A 20036-nucleotide genomic window follows, 5' to 3' on the forward strand; every position below is an offset into this window, starting at 1 on the left:
TCTCAGCCGCGGCCGATGTACGGCATGGCCGTCGCCATCACCGTGGCGAACTGCACGTTCGCCTCCAGCGGCAGCTCCGCCATGTGCAGCACCGTCCGCGCCACGTCGGCGGCGTCCATCACCGGCTCCACCGCCAGCTGCCCGTTGGCCTGGAGGATGCCGCTCTGCATCCGCTCGGTCATCTCGGTCGCCGCGTTGCCGATGTCGATCTGGCCGCAGGCGATCCGGTACGGCCGCCCGTCCAGGGACAGCGACTTCGTCAGGCCGGTCATGGCGTGCTTCGTCGCGGTGTAGGCGACGGAGTTCGGGCGCGGTACGTGCGCCGAGATGGAGCCGTTGTTGATGATGCGGCCGCCCTGCGGGTCCTGCACCTTCATCTGCCGGAAGGCCGCCTGCGCGCACAGGAAGGAGCCGGTCAGGTTGACGTCCACGACCGAGCGCCAGGCCTCGTAGCTGATGTCCTCCAGCGGGACGCCGCCCGGGCCGAAGGTGCCCGCGTTGTTGAAGAGCAGGTCCAGGCGCCCGTACCGGCCGTGCACGGCGGCGAACAGCGCGGCCACGTCCTGCGGGTCGCTGACGTCCGCCGGGACGCACAGCACGTCCGCGTCCGGGCCGGCCTCCCGGGCCGTCTCCTCCAGGGGCTCCCGGCGGCGGCCGGCCACGGCCACCGCCCAGCCCGCCCCGGCCAGCGCCAGGGCCACGGAGCGGCCGATGCCCGAACCCGCTCCCGTCACCACCGCGGTCTTCTTCACACGTGCGTTCATGGGGCCGCAGGCTACGTCACACCGCAGGCCTGGTCCCGGACGTTCCGCCAGCTGAGAGCATGGGTCGGTCAGGGGTCGCGAGCAGGACGAGAAGACTGGAGTCACGTATGACGGAGAGAGCCCCCGCGACGACCCCCTCGGACGCGTCGTCGCCCGCGTCGCCCTCCGTGGCCCGGACCGCCGGGCCGGCCCTCCCCGGGGCCTCCGCGCCCCTGACGGCGGCCCGCCGCACGGGCCTGCTCGTCATCTTCATGCTGGGTGGCCTCACGGCCCTGCCCCCGCTGTCCATGGACATGTACCTCCCGGCCCTGCCCGCGGTCACCGACGCCCTGAACAGCCCGGCCGCGACCGTCCAGCTCACCCTGACCGCCTGCCTCGCCGGCATGGCCCTGGGCCAGCTCGTCATCGGCCCGATGAGCGACAAGTGGGGCCGTCGTACGCCGCTGCTCACCGGCATGGTCGTCTACGTCCTCGCCACCGCCCTGTGCGCCTTCGCCCCGACCGTCGAGCTGCTGATCGCCTTCCGCCTGCTCCAGGGCCTGGCCGGGGCGGCCGCGATAGTCATCGCCCGGGCCGTCGTGCGCGACCTGTACGACGGGGTCGAGATGGCCCGGTTCTTCTCCACCCTGATGCTGGTCTCCGGGGTCGCCCCGATCATCGCGCCGCTCATCGGCGGCCAGGTGCTGCGCTTCTCCGACTGGCGGGGCGTCTTCGTCGTCCTGACCGGCGTCGGAGCGCTGCTGACCCTGCTCGTGTGGCGGCGGCTCGACGAGACGCTGCCGCCCGAACGGCGCCACACGGGCGGGGTGGGGACGGCGCTGCGCACCATGCGCGGGCTGCTCGGTGACCGGGTCTTCGCCGGATACACGCTGGCCGGCGGCTTCGCCTTCGCCGTGCTCTTCTCCTACATAGCGGCCTCGCCGTTCGTGATCCAGGAGATCTACGGGGCTTCGCCGCAGGCCTTCAGCCTGCTGTTCGGCGTGAACTCCGTGGGCCTGATCGCCGCGGGCCAGATCAACGGCAAGCTGCTGGTGGGCCGGGTCAGCCTCGACAAGGTGCTGACCGCCGGGCTCGCGATCGCCGGGGCCGCGTCGGTGGCCCTGCTGCTGATGTCCACCGAGGTGTTCGGCAAGGCCGGGCTGTTCCCGGTGGCCGCCGCCCTGTTCGTGCTGATGTCCTCCATGGGCCTGATCCTGCCGAACACGAACGCGCAGGCCCTGATGCGCACCCCGCACGCCGCCGGTTCGGCCTCCGCGCTGATCGGCACCGCCTCCTTCCTCGTCGGGGCGGTCGCCTCGCCGCTGGTGGGGATCGCGGGCGAGGACACCGCGGTGCCGATGGCCGTGGTCCAGGTGACGTGTTCGGTGCTCGCGACCGGCTTCTTCCTCGGCATGTGCCGGCCGTGGCGCAGCCGGGAGCCACAGGCTCCGGCCGCGCCGTAAACTTCGCAGGTGACCGCCTCCGCCGCCCCCACCTCCGCCTCGACCCTCCGCACCGCTCTGGGCGGACTGCTCGACGGACTCCCGCCCAAGCAGGCCTCGGCCGCCGTCGAGCGGCTCATCGCCAGCTACCGGGGGCAGACCCCGACCGACGCACCCGTGCTGCGCAACCGCTCCGACGTGGCGGCGTACGCGGCGTACCGGATGCCGGCCACCTTCGAAGCAGTACGGTCCGCCCTGGACGGTCTCGCGCAGGCCGCGCCCGGCTGGGCCCCGGCCTCGCACGTGGACGTGGGCGGCGGCACGGGGTCGGCGACCTGGGCGGTGGACGCCACCTGGGACGGGCCGCGGCGCACGACGGTGCTGGACTGGGCGGAGCCCGCGCTGGCCCTGGGCAAGGAGCTCGCGGCGGTCTCGGGTTCGCCGGCGCTGCAGCAGGCGCTGTGGCAGCGGGCGGTCATCGGGGCCGGGCTGGAGATCCCCGAAGCCGATCTGGTGACGGTCTCGTACGTGCTGGGCGAGCTGACGCCGCAGGCGCGGACGGCGGTCGTCGCCGAGGCGGCGCGGGCCGGGCAGGCGGTCGTCCTGATCGAGCCGGGCACCCCGGAGGGCTACCTGCGCATCAGGGAGGCCCGCGAGCAGTTGATCGCGGCCGGGCTGCGGGTGGCCGCGCCCTGTCCGCACGACGGGACCTGCCCCATCGAGGTCGGCCAGGACTGGTGCCACTTCTCGGCGCGGGTGAGCCGGTCCTCGCTGCACCGGAAGGTCAAGGGCGGCTCCCTGGCCTACGAGGACGAGAAGTTCAGCTACGTGGCCGCGACCCGCTTCCCGGTGGAGCCGGCCGCCTCGCGGATCACGCGCAGGCCGCAGATCCGCAAGGGGCTCGTCCTGCTGGAGCTGTGCGGGCCCGAGGGCTCCGACGGGGAGAGCGGCCTGACCCGGGCCACCGTGACCAAGCGCCACGGTGACCTGTACAAGGCGGCGCGGGACGCCGACTGGGGCCAGGCCTGGCCTCCGGCTGACTAGTTACGGCCTCACGGCCGCAGCTCCTGGGTGCAGCACTTCACGCTGCCGCCGCCCTTGAGCAGCTCGCCCAGGTCCATGGGGACCGGTTCGAAGCCGCGGTCGCGCAGCGGCGCCAGCAGTCCGGCGGCCGCCTGCGGCAGCAGGACGTGCCTGCCGTCGGAGACCGCGTTCAGGCCGAAGTCGGCCGCGTCCTGCTCCTCGGCGAGCAGCGCGTCCGGGAAGAGCCGCCGCAGTACGGCCTGACTGCCCGGTGAGAAGGCCTGCGGGTAGTACATGATCTCGTCGCCGTCGAGGACGCTGAGGGCCGTGTCCAGGTGGTAGAAGCGCGGATCCACCAGGTGGAGGCCGATGACGGGACGGCCGAAGAACTCCTGTGCCTCGTCGTGGGAGAGCGGGCTGGAGCGGAAGCCCTGGCCCGCCAGGATGTAGGTGGCGGTGACGGCGAAGTCGCCCTCGCCCTCGTTGATGTGGGCCGGCTCGTGGATGTCCGCGAAGCCGTGGGAGCGGAACCAGTCGAGGTGGAGCTCCGCCTCGGCGGTCCGTTCCTGGTGGGCGAAGCGGGCCCCGAACACCTTGCCGTCGACGACCAGGGCGCCGTTGGCCGCGTAGACCATGTCGGGGAGTGCCGGATCGGGGACGAGGGTCTCGACGGTGTGGCCGAGGGAGGTGTAGCGGTCCCTCAGGTCTTCCCACTGGGCTTGTGCGAGGGGCAGGTCCACCGGTTTCGTGGGATCCATCCACGGGTTGATGGAGTACGTGACCCGGAAGTGTGCGGGTGGGCACATCAGGTAGCGCCGGGGTGTGGCGTCTCTGCGCAAAGAAGGCTCCTCACGACGTGCACGACGTGCATGGCGTACGGCTCATGCCGCTGTGGACAGAATCGTCTCTCCTCGGAGGGGAACGGCGCAGTGAACTGATTGGGTGGTTTGGAAAAGGGCGCGAAAGGTGAGAAAGACGAGACGTCTCGGGTTGGTATGTTCGCCGTATGACCAGGACCCCTGACGCCACCCGCCGCAGCGACCGTTCCCGCCGGGCCATCCTCGACGCGGCGCTCGCCCTCGTCGGGGAAGTCGGCTACAACAAGCTGACCATCGAGGCCATCGCCGCCCGCGCCGGGGTGGGCAAGCAGACCATCTACCGCTGGTGGCCCTCGAAGGCCGCCGTCCTCCTCGACGCCTCCCTCGCGCTGGCCGGGGAAGCCGGGGAGGAGGCCGACTGGACGGGCTTCCCCGACACCGGGGACCTCGCGGCCGACCTGAAACACGTCCTGCGGGCCACGGTCGACGAGTTCAACGACGAGAAGTACGAGGCCCCCGCCCGCGCCCTGACGGCCGCCGGCGCCACCGACCCCGAGCTCGGCGCCCGCTTCACCGAGCAGCTGCTGGAGCCCCAGCTCGCGCTCTACGAGGCCCGGTTGCGCACGGCCCAGGAGGCCGGGCAGCTCGCGCCGGACGCGGACCTGCGGCTGACCGTCGAGACGCTGGTCGGACCGCTGATGCACCGCTGGCTGCTGCGGACCGCTCCGCTGACCCACGCCTTCGCCGACGCACTGGTGGACCAGGTGCTCCGCGGCGTGGCGAACGTCACCGGCAGGTAGCCGCCCGGCGGCAAGGCGAGAACATTTGCACTAATTCTGTGGTTATGTGTGCCTTGCAGGTCCCTCATCCCCAGCCCCCCGGTTGGGGAGACCGGTCACCCGGGGCGCAGGATGGTGGGACCATGTGAGGGTCTGCCGGGGTAACGGTGAGGTGAGGGGATAGATGGGGTCTGAGTCCGGCCGCGTCAAACGCGGCGAGCAGAGCAGGATTTCCCAGTGGCTGCGCCGGCGGCAGAAACCCACCGCCGAGGACCCCGAGCTGGAGCGCGAAGCGCTCCTCGTGGCCGTCGCCGCCGCCGGTCTGCCGCTCGCCCCCGCCGCCCATCCCGCCGGCTACCGGTGTTCGTGCGACCGGATCGGCTGTCCGACGCCCGCACGCCACCCCCTCTCCTTCGCCTGGCAGACCCAGTCGACCACCGACCGCGCCCAGGTCGAACGGTGGGCGCGCAACCAGCCCCAGGCCAACTTCATCACCGCGACCGGCATGGTCCACGACGTGCTGGACGTCCCGCTCGAAGCCGGGACCGCCGCCCTGGAGCGCCTGCTGGAGGCCGGCATCGAGGTCGGCCCGGTCGCCGAGTCCAGCGGTACGGGCGAGCAGGCCCGGATGCTCTTCTTCACCGCCACCCGCGGCACCCCCGAGGACGAGGACGAGTGGTGGCCCTGCGAACTGGACTGCCACCCCGAGACGATGGACGAGCACCCCGGCCTGCGCTGGCACTGCCGCGGCAGCTACGTCCTGGTGCCCCCGGCAGCCCTGCCCGGTGACCAGGCGGTCACGTGGCTGCGCGGCATGGAGCACGCGCTCCCGGACCCCCTCACCCTCCTGGAGACCCTGACCGACGCCTGCGCCGTGTACGCGGGCACCTCCGACCGGGCCCCGGCCGCCGTGGCCTGGCCGCTGGGCCGCTGATCCGCGGGGCCGTTGGGCCGTTGGGCCGCAGCACCGTTGCGCCGCTGACGGACGTCCGGGGGCCGGGCCCCCGGACCCGGCATCCGGCATCCGGCCTGGTCAGTGGATCTGGGTGACGACCACGTCGAGGGACCAGGCGCGGCCCGCCTTCGCAGGGGCCTCGGCCTCCACCGTGTAGCCCAGGTCCCGCAGGGCCTCCACCAGTTCGGCGGGCCCCGCCGGGACGGAACCGGCCAGCAGCAGGTCGCGCACCATCCGGCCCTTCGTCGCCTTGTTGAAGTGGCTGACCACCGACCGCTTCTCCACCCCGTCCACGACCTGCGCGTGCAGCACCCGTACGGTCGCGGTCCGGCCGGCCGTCTCGCCCTTCGGCTTCCAGGCGGACGCGTACGCCGACGAGCGCAGGTCCAGCACCAGCCCCTCGCCCGCCGCACCGGGCATCACCTCGGCCATCGGGCCCCGCCAGTACGCGCCGAGCGCCCCGAGCTCCGGCAGCTTCACGCCCATCGAGCAGCGGTAGGACGGGATCCGGTCGGTGATCCGCACCGCGCCCCACAGGCCGGAGAACACGAGCAGCGCGTCCTCGGCGAGTTTGCGGGCCGCAGGGGTCAGACCGGCCAGGCCCAGGGCGTCGTACAGCACGCCCGTGTAGACCTCACCCGCCGGACGGGCCACCGCCGAGCGGAGCTCCGCGTTCTTGGCGACCTCGCCCCGCAGGCCCTCGCTCAGGCCCAGCACCTCGCGCGCCTTCGCCTCGTCCCCCGCGCACAGCGCGACGAGTTCCTCCAGCACCGCGGCACGCGCCGGGGCCAGGCCGGGCAGGGACAGCTCCTGCGGCTTCAGCGGTGCGCCGGAGCCGCCGGCGGCCTTTCCTTCGGACGGCGGCAGCAGCACGAGCACGGTGGTTCTCCTTCAATACGTCACGGCGCAGGGGATGCGGCCCCCGAGCCAGGGTAGACCGCCCGCCGCACCCCGCCCGCCGCACTGCCTCGGTACCGGCCCGCGCACGCGCCCGCCGCACCGCCTCGCGCACCCGTTCGCCGTGCCGCCCGGTCCCGGCGCCTCTACGCTCGATCCATGCCACGCCGTCCTATGCACATGACCGGCGCAGACGGGGCTGCCCTGCGGGCGGCGCTGCGTGACCTGCGGACGAAGCTGGACGTGCCGCAGGAGTTCCCGGCGGAGGTGCGCGCCGAGGCGGAACGGGCCGCCCGCAACCCGCGCCTGCCCGCGCACGACGCCACCGACCTCCCCCTGTTCACCATCGACCCCCCGGGCTCCGTCGACCTCGACCAGGCCATGCACCTCGCCCGCCGCAACGGCCCCGGCGGCTACCGCGTGCACTACGCCATCGCCGACGTCGCCGCCTTCGTCACCCCGGGCAGCCCCCTCGACGCGGAGGCCCACCGCCGGGTCACCACCTTGTACTTCCCCGACGGGAAGGTCCCCCTGCACCCGCCCGTGCTCTCGGAGGGCGCGGCCAGCCTGCTGCCCGACCAGACCTGCCCCGCGCTGCTGTGGCGGCTCGACCTGGACGCCGACGGCCGGGTCGAGACCGCCGACGTCCGCCGGGCCCTGGTCCGCAGCCGGGCCCGGCTCGACTACGACGGCGTGCAGAAGGCCATCGACACCGGTACGGCCGAGGAGTCCCTGGCCCTGCTGAAGGACATCGGCGGGCTGCGCGAGGCCCTGGAACGCGAACGCGGCGGCATCTCGCTGAACGTGCCCGAGCAGGAGGTCGTCGAACGCGACGGGCACTACACCCTGGACTACCGGGCCCCGCTGCCCGCCGACGGCTGGAACGCCCAGGTGTCCCTCATGACCGGCATGGTGGCCGCAGACCTGATGCTCGCCGCCGGGACCGGCATCCTGCGCACCCTGCCCACCGCCCCCGACGGGGCCGTCGGCCGGCTCCGCCGGGCGGCCAGGGCCCTGCGGATCGACTGGCCGCACCACGTCCCGTACGCCGAACTCGTGCGCTCCCTCGACCCGCACCTCCCCGCGCACGCCGCCTTCCTCCAGGAGTGCACGGCCCTGCTGCGCGGCGCGGGCTACACGGCCTTCACCGGCGGCGACAGCCCCGACCCGGCGGTGCACGCCGCGGTGGCGGCCCCGTACGCGCACTGCACCGCGCCCCTGCGCCGGCTGGTCGACCGGTACGCGGGCGAACTGTGCCTGGCGGCCGCGGCGGGGGAAGAGCCGCCGCAGTGGGCGGTGTCGGCGCTGGACGCGCTGCCGCGGGAGATGGCCGAGGGCGCCCGGCTGGCCAACACGGTGGAGCGGGAGTGCGTGGACCTGGTGGAGGCCGCCCTGCTGAAGGACCGCGTCGGGGAGACCTTCGAAGCCACCGTGATCGACGTGAAGGAGCACGACCCGCTGGTCGGCACGGTCCACCTCCAGGACCCGGCGGTGGTCGGCCGCGTGGAGTCCGCCGCCCGGGAGCTCCCGCTGGGCGAGCGCATCCGGGTCCGGCTGACCCAGGCGGACCCGGGCACCACGAAGATCCTCTTCATCCCTGCCTGAGGGCGGTGACCAGGGCGCGCGGGTCGTCGGCGTGGAAGCGGACGGTCCGCGCCGTCCCCCGGGCGCCGAGCGGCCGGACGAAGGCCAGGGGGCGGTTCAGCTCCAGGGTGACCGAGGTCTGGCTGCCCACGATCAGGTCGAGCACCCCGTCCTCGGACACGGTGACCAGGCGGCCCTCCGGGTAGCGGCGGTCGACGCGGACCGAGGCCACCGCGTCCGGCGGGACGGTCAGGTCGAACAGGGCGCCGTAGCGGATCCGCAGCGAGCCGTCGGAGCGGACCACGTGCGGCCGGGTGACGCAGGCGGCGTGCATCGCCAGGACGATGAGGATCCCGTACACGTCGAGCACCAGCAGGACCCGGTGGACGGCCGGCCAGGGGATGAGCAGGGCCAGCGCGACGGTCTCGATCACCGACACGAACAGCAGGCCGTACATCATGGCCGTCTGCGGTCCGGTGTACCCGGCGGCGAGGTCCCCGGGGCGCACCCCGTGCCTGCGCCGCCGCACCCACCACCCGAGGGAGGCGGTGGCCAGCAGCTCGTGCCGCACCAGCCGCCGCACCTGCACCGGCAGCACCCGGCGCACGGCGCCCCGTACCCGCATCGGCACCCCGGCTCCTACGTCTGTCGGACTCATCCCCGCCCCCTCTCCATGAACGCCGTCATGACCCGGCGTACGACCTCGGCCTGTGCGGGGGCGTACTCCGCGAGGAGCGCCTCCTGGAAACCGGCCACGACCCGCCCCTCGGCGGGGACGGCGGCGAACACCTCGTCGGGGACGGCCGCCACCAGTTCGGCGGCCAGCACCGGGATCCGCGGGTCGTCCGTCGCCGCGTCGGCGAGCGCGTCGAGGCGTTCGTAGAGCGCGAGCACAGCGGGGTCGGCCGCCAACGGCCCGAGCGCGGCGTACAGTTCCTCCCCGCCGGAGCCCGCGGCATCGAGCAGCGTCAGGTGCTCGCGGTCCATCGCGGCGGTCGCCGAAGCCGTGGGCGGCGCCTTCGCGAGGAGCGCGGCGAGGGCGGGCGACAGCGGTTCGGTCTCCCCCGGCTCAGCGGCCAGCAGCACCGCGAGCCGCCGCCTGCGCTCCGCGATCCCGGCCTCCTGCCGGGCCAGGTCGGCGTCGAGCTCCGCCAGCACCTCGGCGAGTTCGCGCCCCGCGTCGTCCGCGAGCACGTCCCGCACCTCGTCCAGGCTGAGCCCGAGCTCGGTGAGGCGGCGCACCCGCGCCAGCAGGACGGCGTCGCGGACGCTGTAGGCCCGGTATCCGTTGGGTCGCCGCTCCGGTTCCGGGAGCAGCCCGACATGGTGGTAGTGCCTGATGGCCCGGGTGGTGACCCCGACCAGTTCGGCGATCTCTCCGATCCGCATGAGCCCAGTAGAAACCCTGCCGCTGCGTCAAGGTCAAGCCGCGACGGCACAGCCGGTAACATGGTCGGCACGACAGACGAGTCGGCCGGGCGGCCGCGTCGGGGTCCCCGGATCCCGCCGAGGAACGTCCGGGCTCCATAGGGCAGGGTGGTGGGTAACGCCCACCCGGGGTGACCCGCGGGACAGTGCCACAGAAAACAGACCGCCGGGGGCTTCGGCCCTCGGTAAGGGTGAAACGGTGGTGTAAGAGACCACCAGCGCCTGGGGTGACCCAGGCGGCTAGGTAAACCCCACCCGGAGCAAGGTCAAGAGGATCCGTCCACGGACGGGTCTGCGCGGACGTTCGAGGGCTGCCCGCCCGATGTCCGCGGGTAGACCGCACGAGGCCGGCGGCAACGCCGGTCCTAGATGGATGGCCGTCTCCCCGGCGACCGCGAGGTCTCCGGGAGACAGAACCCGGCGTACAGGCCGGCTCGTCTGCCGTTCCCCCTTCGGCCCTGGTCAGGGTGGGGGACCCACTCTTCCCGCACGGCGGGGGCATTTCGGCAGGCCCGGTGGGGCGGTCAGTCTTCTTCGATGCGGCGTACGTCGCGCTGGTGCACTTCCTTGATGACCCGGGCGACGGTGGCGAAGTCGTTGTCCCGGTGCAGGACGGTCAGGCCGTGGTGGACGGCGGTGGCGCAGACGAGGAGGTCGAGGGGCCCGGCCGCGCGGTGCCGGCCCTTCTGGGTCAGCTTGTACTGCGCGTTCTCCACCCAGCGCCATGCGTCCTTGGGGATGCGGACGAGGCCGAAGAGGGCGGAGAGGTCGCTTTCGATGTCGTCACGGTCGGCGGGGCCGTTGGCGCTGAACAGGATCTCGGTGCGGGTGGCCTCGGATATGCCGATGGCGCCGGTTTCGATCTCGGCGTCCCAGCCGACCATGTCGTCGGGGTGAGTGACCAGGTGCACGTATGCGCTGGTGTCGATGAGGTAGCGGATCACGCATCGCCCCTGGAGGAGGTGACTTCGGCCCGTTCGGCGTTCTTGCGGGCCTCCCGGGCCCGGCGGGTCGGCTCGAAGTCCCCGCGGGCACCGCGTTCTGCGAGGCGCTCGGCTGCTTGCCGACGACGGTGGCGCCTTATCACCTCTTCCAGGGCGGTGTTGATCGTGTCCTTCTTCGTCTTCGTGCCGAGCAGCCGTGCGGCTTCGGCGAGGACGTCGTCGTCGAGGTCGACGTTCGTAATGCCCATGGCACCCCTCACTGTGTGTGATGTGGGAATCTTTTCCACTGTTGCCACATCATAGGCTCCCGCGCGCTCGCGCGCCCTCGCGCGCTGAAATCCCGAAAAAGGAGCGACCGGCCCTGATGAACCGAAGAACCCCCGCCGGGAACGGCGGGGGTTCTTTCGTTGCTGCCCGGGTCAGCGCAGGTGCGAGGTGTCGTTCAGCAGGCGGACCGAGGCGTTGCCGTCGGCGTAGTAGGCCACCGCCGACACCGAGGCCGCCGAGAGTTCCATGCGGAACAACGACTCCGGCGGGGCGCCGAGGGCGAGGCGTACCAGGATCTTGACCGGGGTGACGTGGGTGACCAGCAGCACCGTGCGGCCCGCGTGCGCGGCCAGCAGCCGGTCGCGGGTGGCGGAGATCCGGCGGGTGGCGGCCGCGAAGCTCTCGCCGCCGCCCGTGGGAGCCGCCCGCGGGGAGTCCAGCCAGGCCTGGAGGTCGTCGGGGAACCGTTCGCGGACCTCGGCGAAGGTCAGGCCCTCCCAGGCCCCGAAGTCCACCTCGCGCAGGCCCTCTTCGACGGTCACCGGGAGCCCGAGGCGGTCGGCGACGGCCTGGGCGGTCTCGCGGCAGCGGCGCAGCGGGGAGCTGATGACCGTCTGCACGGTGCCCCGTGCGGCCAGCGCCGCGGCCACGGCGGCGGCCTGCCGGCGCCCGGCCTCGGACAGTTCGGGGTCGCCGCCGCCGCTGCCGGAGAAGCGCTTCTGCGGGGTGAGCGCGGTCTCCCCGTGCCGCAGCAGCACGAAGGTGGCGGGCGCGCCCATGTCGGGACCCCAGCCGGGGGCCGCCGCGGCGGTGGTCCCGGCCGCATCGGTGGTCCCGGCCGCACCCGCTGCCCCTCCCGTTCCGGGCTCGGTGGCGGTCGTCGGGGAGTCCGCGTCGAGGCAGGGCTCGATCACGGGCGGGTCCTCCGGGGCGACGGGCGGGGCCTCGTCGTCCGTGAACAGCACGTCGGCGGCCTCCGCCGGGACGACCGCCCGCGCGCCCGCGCGGGCGGCGGACGCGGACGAGACCGGGGAGCCGGCCGAGGCCGCTGCGAGCGCCGCGCGGACGGCCGCCGCGCCCGCGGCCGCGTCGCCCGGCGGGCCGGACGGGGCCGCGAGGGCGCGGGCCGCGCCGTGATCGAGGGCGGCCGAGGAGCGGGACGGCTCCCACTGCTCGCCGCGCTTGCCCGCGTCCATCGCCTCGTTGGCGAGCCGGTCCGCGTGCTTGTTGCGCTCGCGCGGGATCCACTCGTACGTCACCTGCGCGCGCGGCAGGACCTTCGCCGCCCGGGCGGCGAGGGGCTTCATGTCCGGGTGCTTGATCTTCCAGCGGCCCGACATCTGCTCGACGACCAGCTTGGAGTCCATCCGGACCAGGACCGTCGCCTCGGGGTCGAGTTCGAGCGCCGCCTCCAGCCCGGCGATCAGGCCCTTGTACTCGGCGACGTTGTTCGTCGCGACGCCGATGTACTCCGCGCGCTCGGCCAGCGTCTCCCCCGTGGCGGGGTCGAGGACCACCGCGCCGTATCCGGCGGGGCCCGGGTTGCCCCGGGAACCGCCGTCCGCCTCCACGACGAACCGGACGGGCCCCGGCATCAGATGCCCGAGTCGGCCGCACGGACCAGGATGCGGCCGCAGTTCTCGTGGCGTACGACCTGGTTGCGCGCGGCGGCCTTGATCTCGTTGACCTCGGCCATGTCGAGCTCCAGGCGGCAGCCCTCGCAGCGGCGCTGGTACAGGCGCGCGGCGCCGACCCCGCCCTGCTTGACGCGGATCTTCTCGTACAGCGCCATCAGGTCGGCCGGCATGGAGCCGACGATGACCTCACGGTCCTTGGCGATCTTGGCGGCCTCGTCGTCGATCTCGCCGGTGGCGGCGTCACGGCGCGCGGTGGCGTCCGTCAGCTCCGTCTCCAGCGCGGAGACCCGCCCGGTGATCCCGGTGACGCGCTCGGTCGCGGCCTCCAGCCGCTCCATGACCTCCAGGACCACGTCCTCCAGGTCGCTCTGGCGCTTGGCGAGGGAGACGACCTCGCTCTGCAGGTTCGCCAGGTCACGGGCCGAGACGCCCGCGCCGGAGTCGAGCCGCTGCTGGTCGCGGGCCGCGCGCTGGCGGACCTGGTCGACGTCCTGCTCCGCCTTGGTCTGCTCGCGGGCTGCGTCGCTGGCCTGCGTCTGGGCGGCGACGAGCAGGTCGCGCTGGCTGGCGAGGTCCTTGGTCAGCGAGTCGACCTCGGCGTGCTCGGGCAGCGACTTGCGCTTGTGGGCGAGCTGAGACAGCCGCACGTCCAGGGCCTGGACGTCGAGAAGTCGGATCTGGTCGGCGGGCTCGGCGTTCAGTTGGGGGCTCCAGGGTTAGAAGGGGGTGTCACGGACGGTGCGTGCACCGTCCAGGGGTCGGTGACCGTGCGCGAGACGTGGGTACGCAGGCCCCAGCCATGGCGCTCGGAGATCGCGTCGAGCTGTGCGGCGGCCTGCTCGCACCAGGGCCACTCGGTGGCCCAGTGGGCGGCGTCTACGAGGGCCAGCGGGCTCTGCTCGCGGGCCTCGGACGCCGGGTGGTGGCGCAGGTCGGCGGTCACGAAGGCGTCCACGCCCGCCGCCCGGACCTGCGCGAAGAGACTGTCGCCGGAGCCGCCGCTGACGGCGACGCGGCGGATCAGCGCGTCCGGGTCACCGGCCACGCGGATGCCCTGCGCGGTCGGCGGCAGCCAGGCGGCGCACCGGGCGGCGAACTCGCGCAGGGTCTCGGGCCGGTCCAGTTCGCAGATCCGGCCCAGGCCCCGGCGGCCGTTCGGGTCGCTCGCGTCGGGCACCAGCGGGCCGGTGACGCGCAGGTCCAGGGCGCCGGCGAGGGCGTCGGAGACACCGGGGTCGGCGGTGTCGGCATTGGTGTGGGCCACGTGCAGCGCGATGTCGTTCTTGATCAGCGTGTGCACGACGCGGCCCTTGAAGGTGCCGGCCTCGACGGTGGTGGTGCCGCGCAGGTACAGGGGGTGGTGGGTGACGATCAGGTCGGCGCCCAGCTTCAGCGCCTCGTCGGCGATCTCCTGTACGGGGTCCACCGCGAACAGGACCCGGGAGACCTCGGCGTCGGGATCGCCGCAGACGGTCCCGACGGCATCCCACTGCTCGGCCCGCGAAGGGGGCCAGAGAGCGTCCAGCGCGGCGATGACTTCAGAGAGACGGGGCACGGGCCAAGGCTACCGTCCGTGGCGGCCGTCCAGGTCAGGAGCAGCAAGAACGGGCCCCGCCCCGAACGCCCCGATATCGCACAGCACAACCACCACCTCGACCACACGCGAATCGCCGCCCGGCCACCCTTATGTGTGAAGCCGCCCAGGTCGTGTTGTTCGGCATGAAGTGCGAAAACTAGCTTCACGACCGGAGGTGACGCGCAGATGACTGTCTGTGCCATCGAAACGACGACGGCCACGCCCCCGGCCGCCCCGGTCCCGGCGCCGTTCACGATCGCCGTGGACGGGTCGTACGCCGCCCGGCTCGCCGGGAACGGCGAGGCGCTCTACGCCGAGCGCTGGACCCTGGCCGGGCCCGAGGCGTACGCGGTCCCGCTGCCGCTCGCCCAGCCCGAGGAGGCCGACAGCGAGGTGCTGCCGCTGGCCGACGGGCGGGTGCTGATCCACCGGCGGGTGGCGGACCGGCACGCCTTCGCCCTGCTGTACCCGACGGGCGCCGCGGCCGGGCCGCGCACCGGGGAGCTCCAGCTGGGCGGACTGGCGGCGCAGGAGGGCGTACGGGTCCGGCTGCTGCCGCCGTCGCCGGACGGGGCCTGCGCCTTCGCCCTGGCCGTGTCGGACGCCGGCACCACGGTCTGGCAGGTGGCCGGGGGCGGCGCCCCCGGCCCGCAGCGGGTGGCCCGGGTCCCGGGGCGGTGCTCCGGCGGGGTCTGGCTGGACCGCGCCGGCCGGATGCTGGCCCTGGACCGCGAGCGGGACGGGGTCACCAAGGCCGTGGCCGTGGACCTGGGCGGCGGCCCCGGCAGCGTCAGCGAGGGCTCCCCGCTGCTCCAGATCACGGAGGACAGCGACGACCGGCTGCTGCTCGCCGACCCCGACAGCGGACTGCTGCTGATCCGCTCGGACGCCCCGGGCGAACCCCGGCTCGGCTGGGGGGTACTGGGCAGCTCCCTGCCGGTCCGCTTCCCGGAGTGCCTGCGGGCGCAGGGCCTGGCGCAGGCCCTGCCCTTCGCCGTGCAGCCGGGGCAGGCCCTGATGCCGGAGAGCTGCGGGGTCGCGCTGTGGCTGCCCGGGGACGGGCTCGCCCTGTGGCGTCCCGCCGACCGGCACGTCTTCCGGCTCGGCCCCCCGGTGGGCTGGCTGGGCGGTACCGGCCTGTGGAACCGGGAGGGCCGGCTCCACCTGCCGTACGCGACCCGGGAAGTGCCCTGCGGGATCCTCGGGACGACCCTGCCGGTCGCCCCGCCTCCGCCGGTCCGCCTGGACCCGCCCCCGGCGGCCCCCCGCCCGGTCCCCCTCCAGCAGGCCCTGGGTCGCCCTGCGACCTAGGACCCGTCTCGTGGATCAAGTGAGAACGATCAGTGGTCCGACCACGGCTGCCCCGGCTGCTTCACGTCTGCTCATGCTGGTGGAAGCACATGGCGTAGGCAGGATCGATTCGTCCCTGCTCCAACTGGGGCAACCAGGGCGGTCGTGGGTTCGAGAGAGGACGGCACGGCGGCAGGCTCGGGGGCGAACGGTTCCCTTCACCAAAGGACATCCCCCTCATGCGTCTTCACCAGACCCTTGGCGCGATTGTCGGCACGCTCCTCCTGGCCCTGGCCGTACCGACCTCCGCCCACGCGACGACCGGCGACTTCGTCTACAAGACCAGCACGGGCCAAGAGGCCGTCGTTTCCGACGCGGCGAGCGGCCAGTGCATCAACCTGCCCGGCACCACCGAAGAAGCCCCCGGGCACTCGCCCCAGAACCTCACCATCTCCACCGCCACCGTGTTCGTCGACACCGACTGCAACGGGGACACCTACTCCGCCATGGAGCCCGGCAAGAAGCTCGGCGAAGAGGTCAAGGTCCGCTCCGTCATCTTCTCCTGACACAGCGACAGCACGTGTTCGCAGGCGCCCGTCTGCCACTCCCGGGCACCTGCGGTCACCGCTTCCGCGGGGGTCTCACGACGAAGGTCCACCTCGCGTCAGTCGTGCTTGAGGCCCAGGACCTCCGTCGCGGCGAACGTCTCGTTCGCCGGGCGGGAGTCGTAGTGCGGGGTGAGGACCTCGTCGAGCTCCTCGAAGGAGAAGGCCTCCTTGGTGGTGTCGAACTTGGCCGCCACCTTGGGGCGTTCCATCACCACCACGATCCCGCCGTGCACGACGAACAGCTGGCCGTTGGCCCTGGCCGCGGCCGGCGAGGCCAGGTAGCCGACGAGCGGCGCCACGTGCTCGGGGGCGAGGGCGTCGAGCTTGCCCTCCTCCGGGACCTGGAAGCCCGCGAAGACGTCCTCCGTCATCCGGGTGCGGGCGCGCGGGCAGATGGCGTTGGCCGTCACCCCGTACTTCGCGAGCGCGAGGGCGGTGGAGGTGGTGAGGCCGACGATCCCGCCCTTGGCCGCCGCGTAGTTCGGCTGCCCGGCCGAGCCGCCGAGGAAGGCCTCGGAGGAGGTGTTGACGATCCGGCCGTAGACCGGTCCGCCCGCCGCCTTGGACCTCTCCCGCCAGTGCACGGACGCGAAGTGGGTGGTGTTGAAGTGGCCCTTGAGGTGGACCCGGATCACCGAGTCCCACTCCTCCTCCGACATCGAGAAGACCATCCGGTCGCGCAGGATGCCCGCGTTGTTGACCAGGACGTCGAGCTTGCCGAAGGTGCTCACGGCCAGCTCCACGAGCTCGCGCGCCTGCTCGAAGTCGGCCACGTCACCCAGGTGAGCGACCGCCCGCCCGCCCGCGGCACGGATCTCCGCGGCGACCTCCTCCGCCGGGGCGGCCGAGGCCTCCCCCGAGCCGTCGCGGCCGGGCTGGCCGAAGTCGTTGACGACCACGCTCGCGCCGAGCCGCGCGAGCTCGATCGCCTCGGCCCGGCCCAGGCCGCGGCCCGCGCCCGTGACGATGGCGGACAGTCCCTCAAGTGGGAGTGACATCTACCGGATTCCTCTCAGAGCGGGACGGGGCGGGGCGGGGGCGGTCAGATCTCGATGCAGGTGCGCAGGGCCGTGCCCGTACGCATCTGGTCGAGGGCGTCGTTGATCTCGGCGAGCTGCACCCGGTGGGTGATCAGGCTCTCCAGGTCGATCCGGCCGGCCCGCCACAGGGTGATGGTGCGCTCGTAGGAGCGGAGCACGTCCCCGCCGCCGTACATCGACGGCAGGATCTTCTTCTCGTCGAAGAACAGCGAGAACATGTCGATCTGGAAGTTGTCGTCCAGCGCTCCCGCGCCGACGACGACCACGCTGCCGCCGCGCCGGGTCATCTTGTACGCGGTCTGCGCGGTGGCGGACTTGCCGACGACCTCGAAGACGTAGTCGAAGCCCTCGCCGCCGGTGATCCGGTTCTTGGCGTCGTCGAAGGCGTCCGGGGCGACCGCCTCGGAGGCCCCGAACCGCAGGGCGGCCTCGCGCCGCGAGGCGACGGGGTCGACGGCGACGATCTGCGCCGCGCCCTGGACCTTGGCTCCCTGGATGACGGAGATGCCGACGCCGCCGCAGCCGATGACGGCGACCGAGGACCCGGCCTCCACCTTGGCGGTGTTGATGGCCGCGCCGAGGCCGGTGGTGACCCCGCAGCCGATCAGGGCGGCGATGTCGAAGGGCACGTCGTCGGGAATCGGTACCGCGCACTTGGCGTCGACGACGAGTTCCTCGGCGAAGGTGCCGGTCGCGGCGAAGCCGAAGATGTCCCCGCCCGCCCGGCGGAAGTTGGGGACGCCCGCGTTGACCAGGCTCTCCAGGCACAGGTGGCCCTGGCCGCGCTTGCAGGACGGACAGTGGCCGCACGGCGGCAGCCAGCAGACGAGGACCCGGTCGCCCTGCTTGAGGTGCGTGACCCCGTCACCGACGTCGGCGATCACCCCGGAGCCCTCGTGGCCCGGGATGAACGGGGCCGGCTGCGGCAGGATGCCGCTCATCGCCGACAGGTCGGAGTGGCACAGGCCGGTGGCCTTGATCCGGATCTTCACCTTGCCGGGACCGAGGCCCACGGCCTCCATGTCGTCGACGACCTCGAGCTTGTCCTGGCCGATCTCGCTCTGCAGTGCTGCGCGCACGGTGCGGCTCCTTAAGGTCTGGTCTGGTACTACGCGTGTTCGACGACGGTGTCGGCGAGGACCGGCGCGTCGTCCCGTTCGACGGCGGTCACCGACACCAGGACGCGGCCGGGCTCCTGCCACATCCGGATGCGCAGCGTCTCGCCCGGGAAGACGATCCCGGCGAAGCGCGTGCGGTAGGCGCGGACCCGGGAGACGTCCCCGTCCAGGACCGTGTCGACGACGGCCTTCAGGGTCATGCCGTACGAGCACAGGCCGTGCAGGATCGGCTGGTCGAAGCCGGCCAGCTTGGCGAACTCCGGGTCGGCGTGCAGGGGGTTCCAGTCACCGGAGAGGCGGTAGAGCAGCGCCTGGTCCTCGCGGATGCGCCGCTCCTCGGTGCGGTCGGGGGCGCGCCCCGGCTGCTCGGAGGAGACGGAGGGGCCGCGTTCGCCGCCGAACCCGCCCTCGCCGCGCACGAAGAGCTGGGCGTCGCTGGTCCACAGCGGGCCGTCGGCGTCCGCGACCTCGGAGCGCAGCACGATGACCGCGGCCTTCCCCTTGTCGTAGACGGCCGCGACCTTGGAGGTGGAGGTGGCCTCGCCCTTGACCGGGATGGGCCGGTGCAGCTCGATGGAGTGCCCGCCGTGCAGGACGGCGGCGAGGTTCACCTCGATGCCGGGGGCGGCGAGGCCGCCCAGCATGGCCATGCCCGCACCGGCGACGGTCGCGAAGCTCGGCAGCACGTGGAGCTTGGACTCCAGGGTGTAGCGCAGCTCGTCGGGGTCGGTGGCGGGGCGGCCGGCGCCGAGGCCGAGGTGGTAGAGCTGGATGTCCTTGTGGTCCCAGCCGATGGCTCCCACGCGGGGGGCGGCGGCGAGGGCCTTGGCGGCATCGATCGGCATGAGGATGCTGCTCCCTGTCTTGAAATGAAGGGGGCCGTGGAAGACCTCGGTGCGGCCGTCCGCACCGTCGGCCGCACCGAGGTCGTATGCGGGACCGGTTCTAGAACGCGTTCTAGGGCCGGTGAAGGAATGTATAACGCACGCCCCAGCAGGAGGGAAGAGTCTTGACCGGCCGTCAGATTCCATTCGGCTGAGGCGTGTTGCGCGGGGTCGCGAGGGCTGGGCCATACCCTTCCCGGGTGGAAGAGATGCCCGTTGACCACCGCCCGGCCCGTTCGCTGCGTGTGCTGCTGGAACCGGCGAACCCGGCGCTGGCGCTCCAGCTCGGCCTCCAGCCGGACATCGAGGTCGTCCGGGACACGATGGCCCGCCCGGCCGTTGCCGTGGTGGAGGAGCCGGTCGCGGTGGCCGCGGTCCTGGCGGACGATCCGGAGTGCGCGGTGCTGGTCCTGACGGGGTCGGCGCGGCCGGGCCTGCTGGACGCGGTCCTCGCCGCCGGCGCGGCGGGGCTGGTCCTGCGCGACGGCCCGATCGACGACTTGGCCGACGCCATCCGCCGGGCCTCGCGGGGCGAAACCGTGATCGACCCGTCGCTGCGGCCGCGCCCTTGACGGGGGCTCGGTGCGTCTGCGGCGCCGCTGCCGGGGGCCAGCCCCCGGACCCCCGCTCCTCAAACGCCGGAGGGGCTGATTTTTGCCCAGGCTGGGCGTTGGGTGTGCTGGCCGGGTTGGGTGTTGGCCTGGGTGTCGTGTGTGGGGCGGGGTCCCTCCGGAGTGTCTCCTCGGCTCGCGCACTGAGCCCCGGCTTCGCATGTGCGGCCTAGGTTGCGCGCTCGTCCTGCGGGGACCCTCCTGCGCGCCCCCACCCCACACGCCCCGGCGTCGGAAGCGAAGCCGTGGTCGAGGGGAGTGGGGACACTGCGGGGTGTCCCCGCAGGACGAGCGCGCAACCTGGGCCGAACGTGTCCGACGGGGCTCGGTGCGCGAGCCGAGGAGATACCCCGGAGGGGCACCGCTCCCCGACCCGTACCGGACAGGCTCCG

The 20036-nt window shown here is 73.2% G+C and carries 20 protein-coding genes, 1 other RNA gene and 1 pseudogene; 9 read left to right on the plus strand and 13 right to left on the minus strand.

Annotation, left to right across the window (positions count from 1 at the left end; all coding sequences use genetic code 11):
• Nucleotides 1–2: 2 nt before the first annotated feature.
• Nucleotides 3–764: an SDR family oxidoreductase gene (locus IO30_RS0131825; RefSeq protein WP_031148776.1), complete on the minus strand. Its 762-nt coding sequence runs from the start codon at nt 762–764 to the stop codon at nt 3–5.
• A 107-nt stretch (nt 765–871) separates the two neighbouring features.
• On the opposite strand from IO30_RS0131825, the gene IO30_RS0131830 reads away from it, so the two are divergent.
• Entirely contained in the window at nt 872–2206 is a 1335-nt protein-coding gene (locus IO30_RS0131830) for a Bcr/CflA family multidrug efflux MFS transporter (RefSeq protein WP_234321900.1), read from the plus strand.
• A 9-nt stretch (nt 2207–2215) separates the two neighbouring features.
• Nucleotides 2216–3229, plus strand: a complete 1014-nt coding sequence (locus IO30_RS0131835; RefSeq protein ID WP_031148780.1) for a small ribosomal subunit Rsm22 family protein — start codon at nt 2216–2218, stop codon at nt 3227–3229.
• A gap of 8 nt (nt 3230–3237) precedes the next feature.
• Here IO30_RS0131835 and ddaH read toward each other — a convergent pair.
• Nucleotides 3238–4059 (minus strand): annotated as a pseudogene (gene ddaH / locus IO30_RS0131840) (dimethylargininase); the annotation flags it as partial.
• 155 nt (nt 4060–4214) lie between these two features.
• Between ddaH and IO30_RS0131845 the strand changes: the two are divergent.
• On the plus strand, nt 4215–4826 hold the full coding sequence (locus tag IO30_RS0131845; RefSeq protein WP_031148784.1) for a TetR/AcrR family transcriptional regulator: 612 nt from the start codon (nt 4215–4217) through the stop codon (nt 4824–4826).
• Between the two features lie 163 nt (nt 4827–4989).
• Entirely contained in the window at nt 4990–5739 is a 750-nt protein-coding gene (locus IO30_RS0131850) for a bifunctional DNA primase/polymerase (protein WP_031148786.1), read from the plus strand.
• A gap of 99 nt (nt 5740–5838) precedes the next feature.
• On the opposite strand, the gene yaaA is transcribed toward IO30_RS0131850, so the two are convergent.
• Nucleotides 5839–6639 (minus strand): peroxide stress protein YaaA, encoded by an 801-nt coding sequence (gene yaaA, locus IO30_RS0131855; protein ID WP_031148788.1) that lies wholly within the window; start codon nt 6637–6639, stop codon nt 5839–5841.
• Nucleotides 6640–6816: 177 nt separating this feature from the next.
• On the opposite strand from yaaA, the gene IO30_RS0131860 reads away from it, so the two are divergent.
• Nucleotides 6817–8262, plus strand: coding sequence for an RNB domain-containing ribonuclease (locus IO30_RS0131860; protein WP_031148790.1), 1446 nt, complete (start codon nt 6817–6819; stop codon nt 8260–8262).
• Here IO30_RS0131860 and IO30_RS0131865 read toward each other — a convergent pair.
• The gene (locus tag IO30_RS0131865; RefSeq protein ID WP_031148792.1) at nt 8249–8899 is read right to left on the minus strand and encodes a hypothetical protein; all 651 of its coding nucleotides are present in this window, start codon (nt 8897–8899) and stop codon (nt 8249–8251) included. The two genes, IO30_RS0131860 and IO30_RS0131865, sit on opposite strands and share 14 nt — an antisense overlap.
• Nucleotides 8896–9630 carry a MerR family transcriptional regulator gene (locus IO30_RS0131870; RefSeq protein WP_031148794.1) on the minus strand — a complete coding sequence of 245 codons (735 nt, stop codon included), beginning with the start codon at nt 9628–9630 and terminating at the stop codon, nt 8896–8898. The genes IO30_RS0131865 and IO30_RS0131870 overlap by 4 nt, the downstream gene beginning before the upstream one ends.
• Nucleotides 9631–9707: 77 nt before the next feature.
• Here IO30_RS0131870 and rnpB point away from each other — a divergent pair.
• Nucleotides 9708–10110: RNase P RNA component class A (rnpB, locus tag IO30_RS42375), an RNA gene on the plus strand.
• Between the two features lie 83 nt (nt 10111–10193).
• Here the strand turns inward: rnpB and IO30_RS0131875 are convergent.
• The 5 genes from IO30_RS0131875 to IO30_RS0131895 all read right to left on the minus strand — a co-directional run bounded on the left by IO30_RS0131875 (nt 10194) and on the right by IO30_RS0131895 (nt 14072).
• Nucleotides 10194–10613 carry a PIN domain nuclease gene (locus tag IO30_RS0131875; RefSeq protein ID WP_031148796.1) on the minus strand — a complete coding sequence of 140 codons (420 nt, stop codon included), beginning with the start codon at nt 10611–10613 and terminating at the stop codon, nt 10194–10196.
• Nucleotides 10610–10861, minus strand: coding sequence for a type II toxin-antitoxin system VapB family antitoxin (locus IO30_RS0131880; protein WP_031148797.1), 252 nt, complete (start codon nt 10859–10861; stop codon nt 10610–10612). The genes IO30_RS0131875 and IO30_RS0131880 overlap by 4 nt, the downstream gene beginning before the upstream one ends.
• 171 nt (nt 10862–11032) lie before the next feature.
• Nucleotides 11033–12475 carry a bifunctional RNase H/acid phosphatase gene (locus tag IO30_RS0131885; protein ID WP_031148799.1) on the minus strand — a complete coding sequence of 481 codons (1443 nt, stop codon included), beginning with the start codon at nt 12473–12475 and terminating at the stop codon, nt 11033–11035.
• Entirely contained in the window at nt 12475–13218 is a 744-nt protein-coding gene (locus tag IO30_RS0131890) for a zinc ribbon domain-containing protein (protein ID WP_031148800.1), read from the minus strand. The genes IO30_RS0131885 and IO30_RS0131890 overlap by 1 nt, the downstream gene beginning before the upstream one ends.
• Nucleotides 13215–14072: a Nif3-like dinuclear metal center hexameric protein gene (locus IO30_RS0131895; protein ID WP_031148802.1), complete on the minus strand. Its 858-nt coding sequence runs from the start codon at nt 14070–14072 to the stop codon at nt 13215–13217. Before IO30_RS0131895 ends, IO30_RS0131890 begins: the two co-directional genes overlap by 4 nt.
• Before the next feature lie 207 nt (nt 14073–14279).
• On the opposite strand from IO30_RS0131895, the gene IO30_RS0131900 reads away from it, so the two are divergent.
• A complete protein-coding gene (locus IO30_RS0131900; protein ID WP_031148804.1) occupies nt 14280–15404 on the plus strand; it encodes a hypothetical protein in 1125 nt (374 codons plus the stop codon).
• Nucleotides 15405–15622: 218 nt separating this feature from the next.
• Nucleotides 15623–15949 (plus strand): hypothetical protein, encoded by a 327-nt coding sequence (locus IO30_RS0131905; protein ID WP_031148806.1) that lies wholly within the window; start codon nt 15623–15625, stop codon nt 15947–15949.
• Between the two features lie 98 nt (nt 15950–16047).
• Here IO30_RS0131905 and IO30_RS0131910 read toward each other — a convergent pair whose 3' ends face one another.
• Genes IO30_RS0131910 through IO30_RS0131920 form a run of 3 tightly spaced genes read right to left on the minus strand, consistent with a single transcriptional unit; the run spans nt 16048 to nt 18994 of the window.
• On the minus strand, nt 16048–16989 hold the full coding sequence (locus tag IO30_RS0131910; protein WP_031148808.1) for a 3-oxoacyl-ACP reductase: 942 nt from the start codon (nt 16987–16989) through the stop codon (nt 16048–16050).
• 44 nt (nt 16990–17033) lie between these two features.
• Complete coding sequence (locus IO30_RS0131915; protein ID WP_031148810.1) at nt 17034–18110, minus strand: Zn-dependent alcohol dehydrogenase; 1077 nt, start codon at nt 18108–18110, stop codon at nt 17034–17036.
• Between the two features lie 29 nt (nt 18111–18139).
• Nucleotides 18140–18994, minus strand: coding sequence for a MaoC/PaaZ C-terminal domain-containing protein (locus IO30_RS0131920; protein ID WP_031148812.1), 855 nt, complete (start codon nt 18992–18994; stop codon nt 18140–18142).
• 248 nt (nt 18995–19242) lie between these two features.
• Here IO30_RS0131920 and IO30_RS0131925 point away from each other — a divergent pair, with 248 nt between their 5' ends.
• Nucleotides 19243–19605 carry a hypothetical protein gene (locus IO30_RS0131925; RefSeq protein ID WP_051859756.1) on the plus strand — a complete coding sequence of 121 codons (363 nt, stop codon included), beginning with the start codon at nt 19243–19245 and terminating at the stop codon, nt 19603–19605.
• Nucleotides 19606–20036 lie beyond the last annotated feature (431 nt).

The sequence above is a fragment of the Streptomyces xanthophaeus genome, assembly GCF_000725805.1.
Taxonomy (GTDB): Bacteria; Actinomycetota; Actinomycetes; order Streptomycetales; family Streptomycetaceae; genus Streptomyces; species Streptomyces xanthophaeus.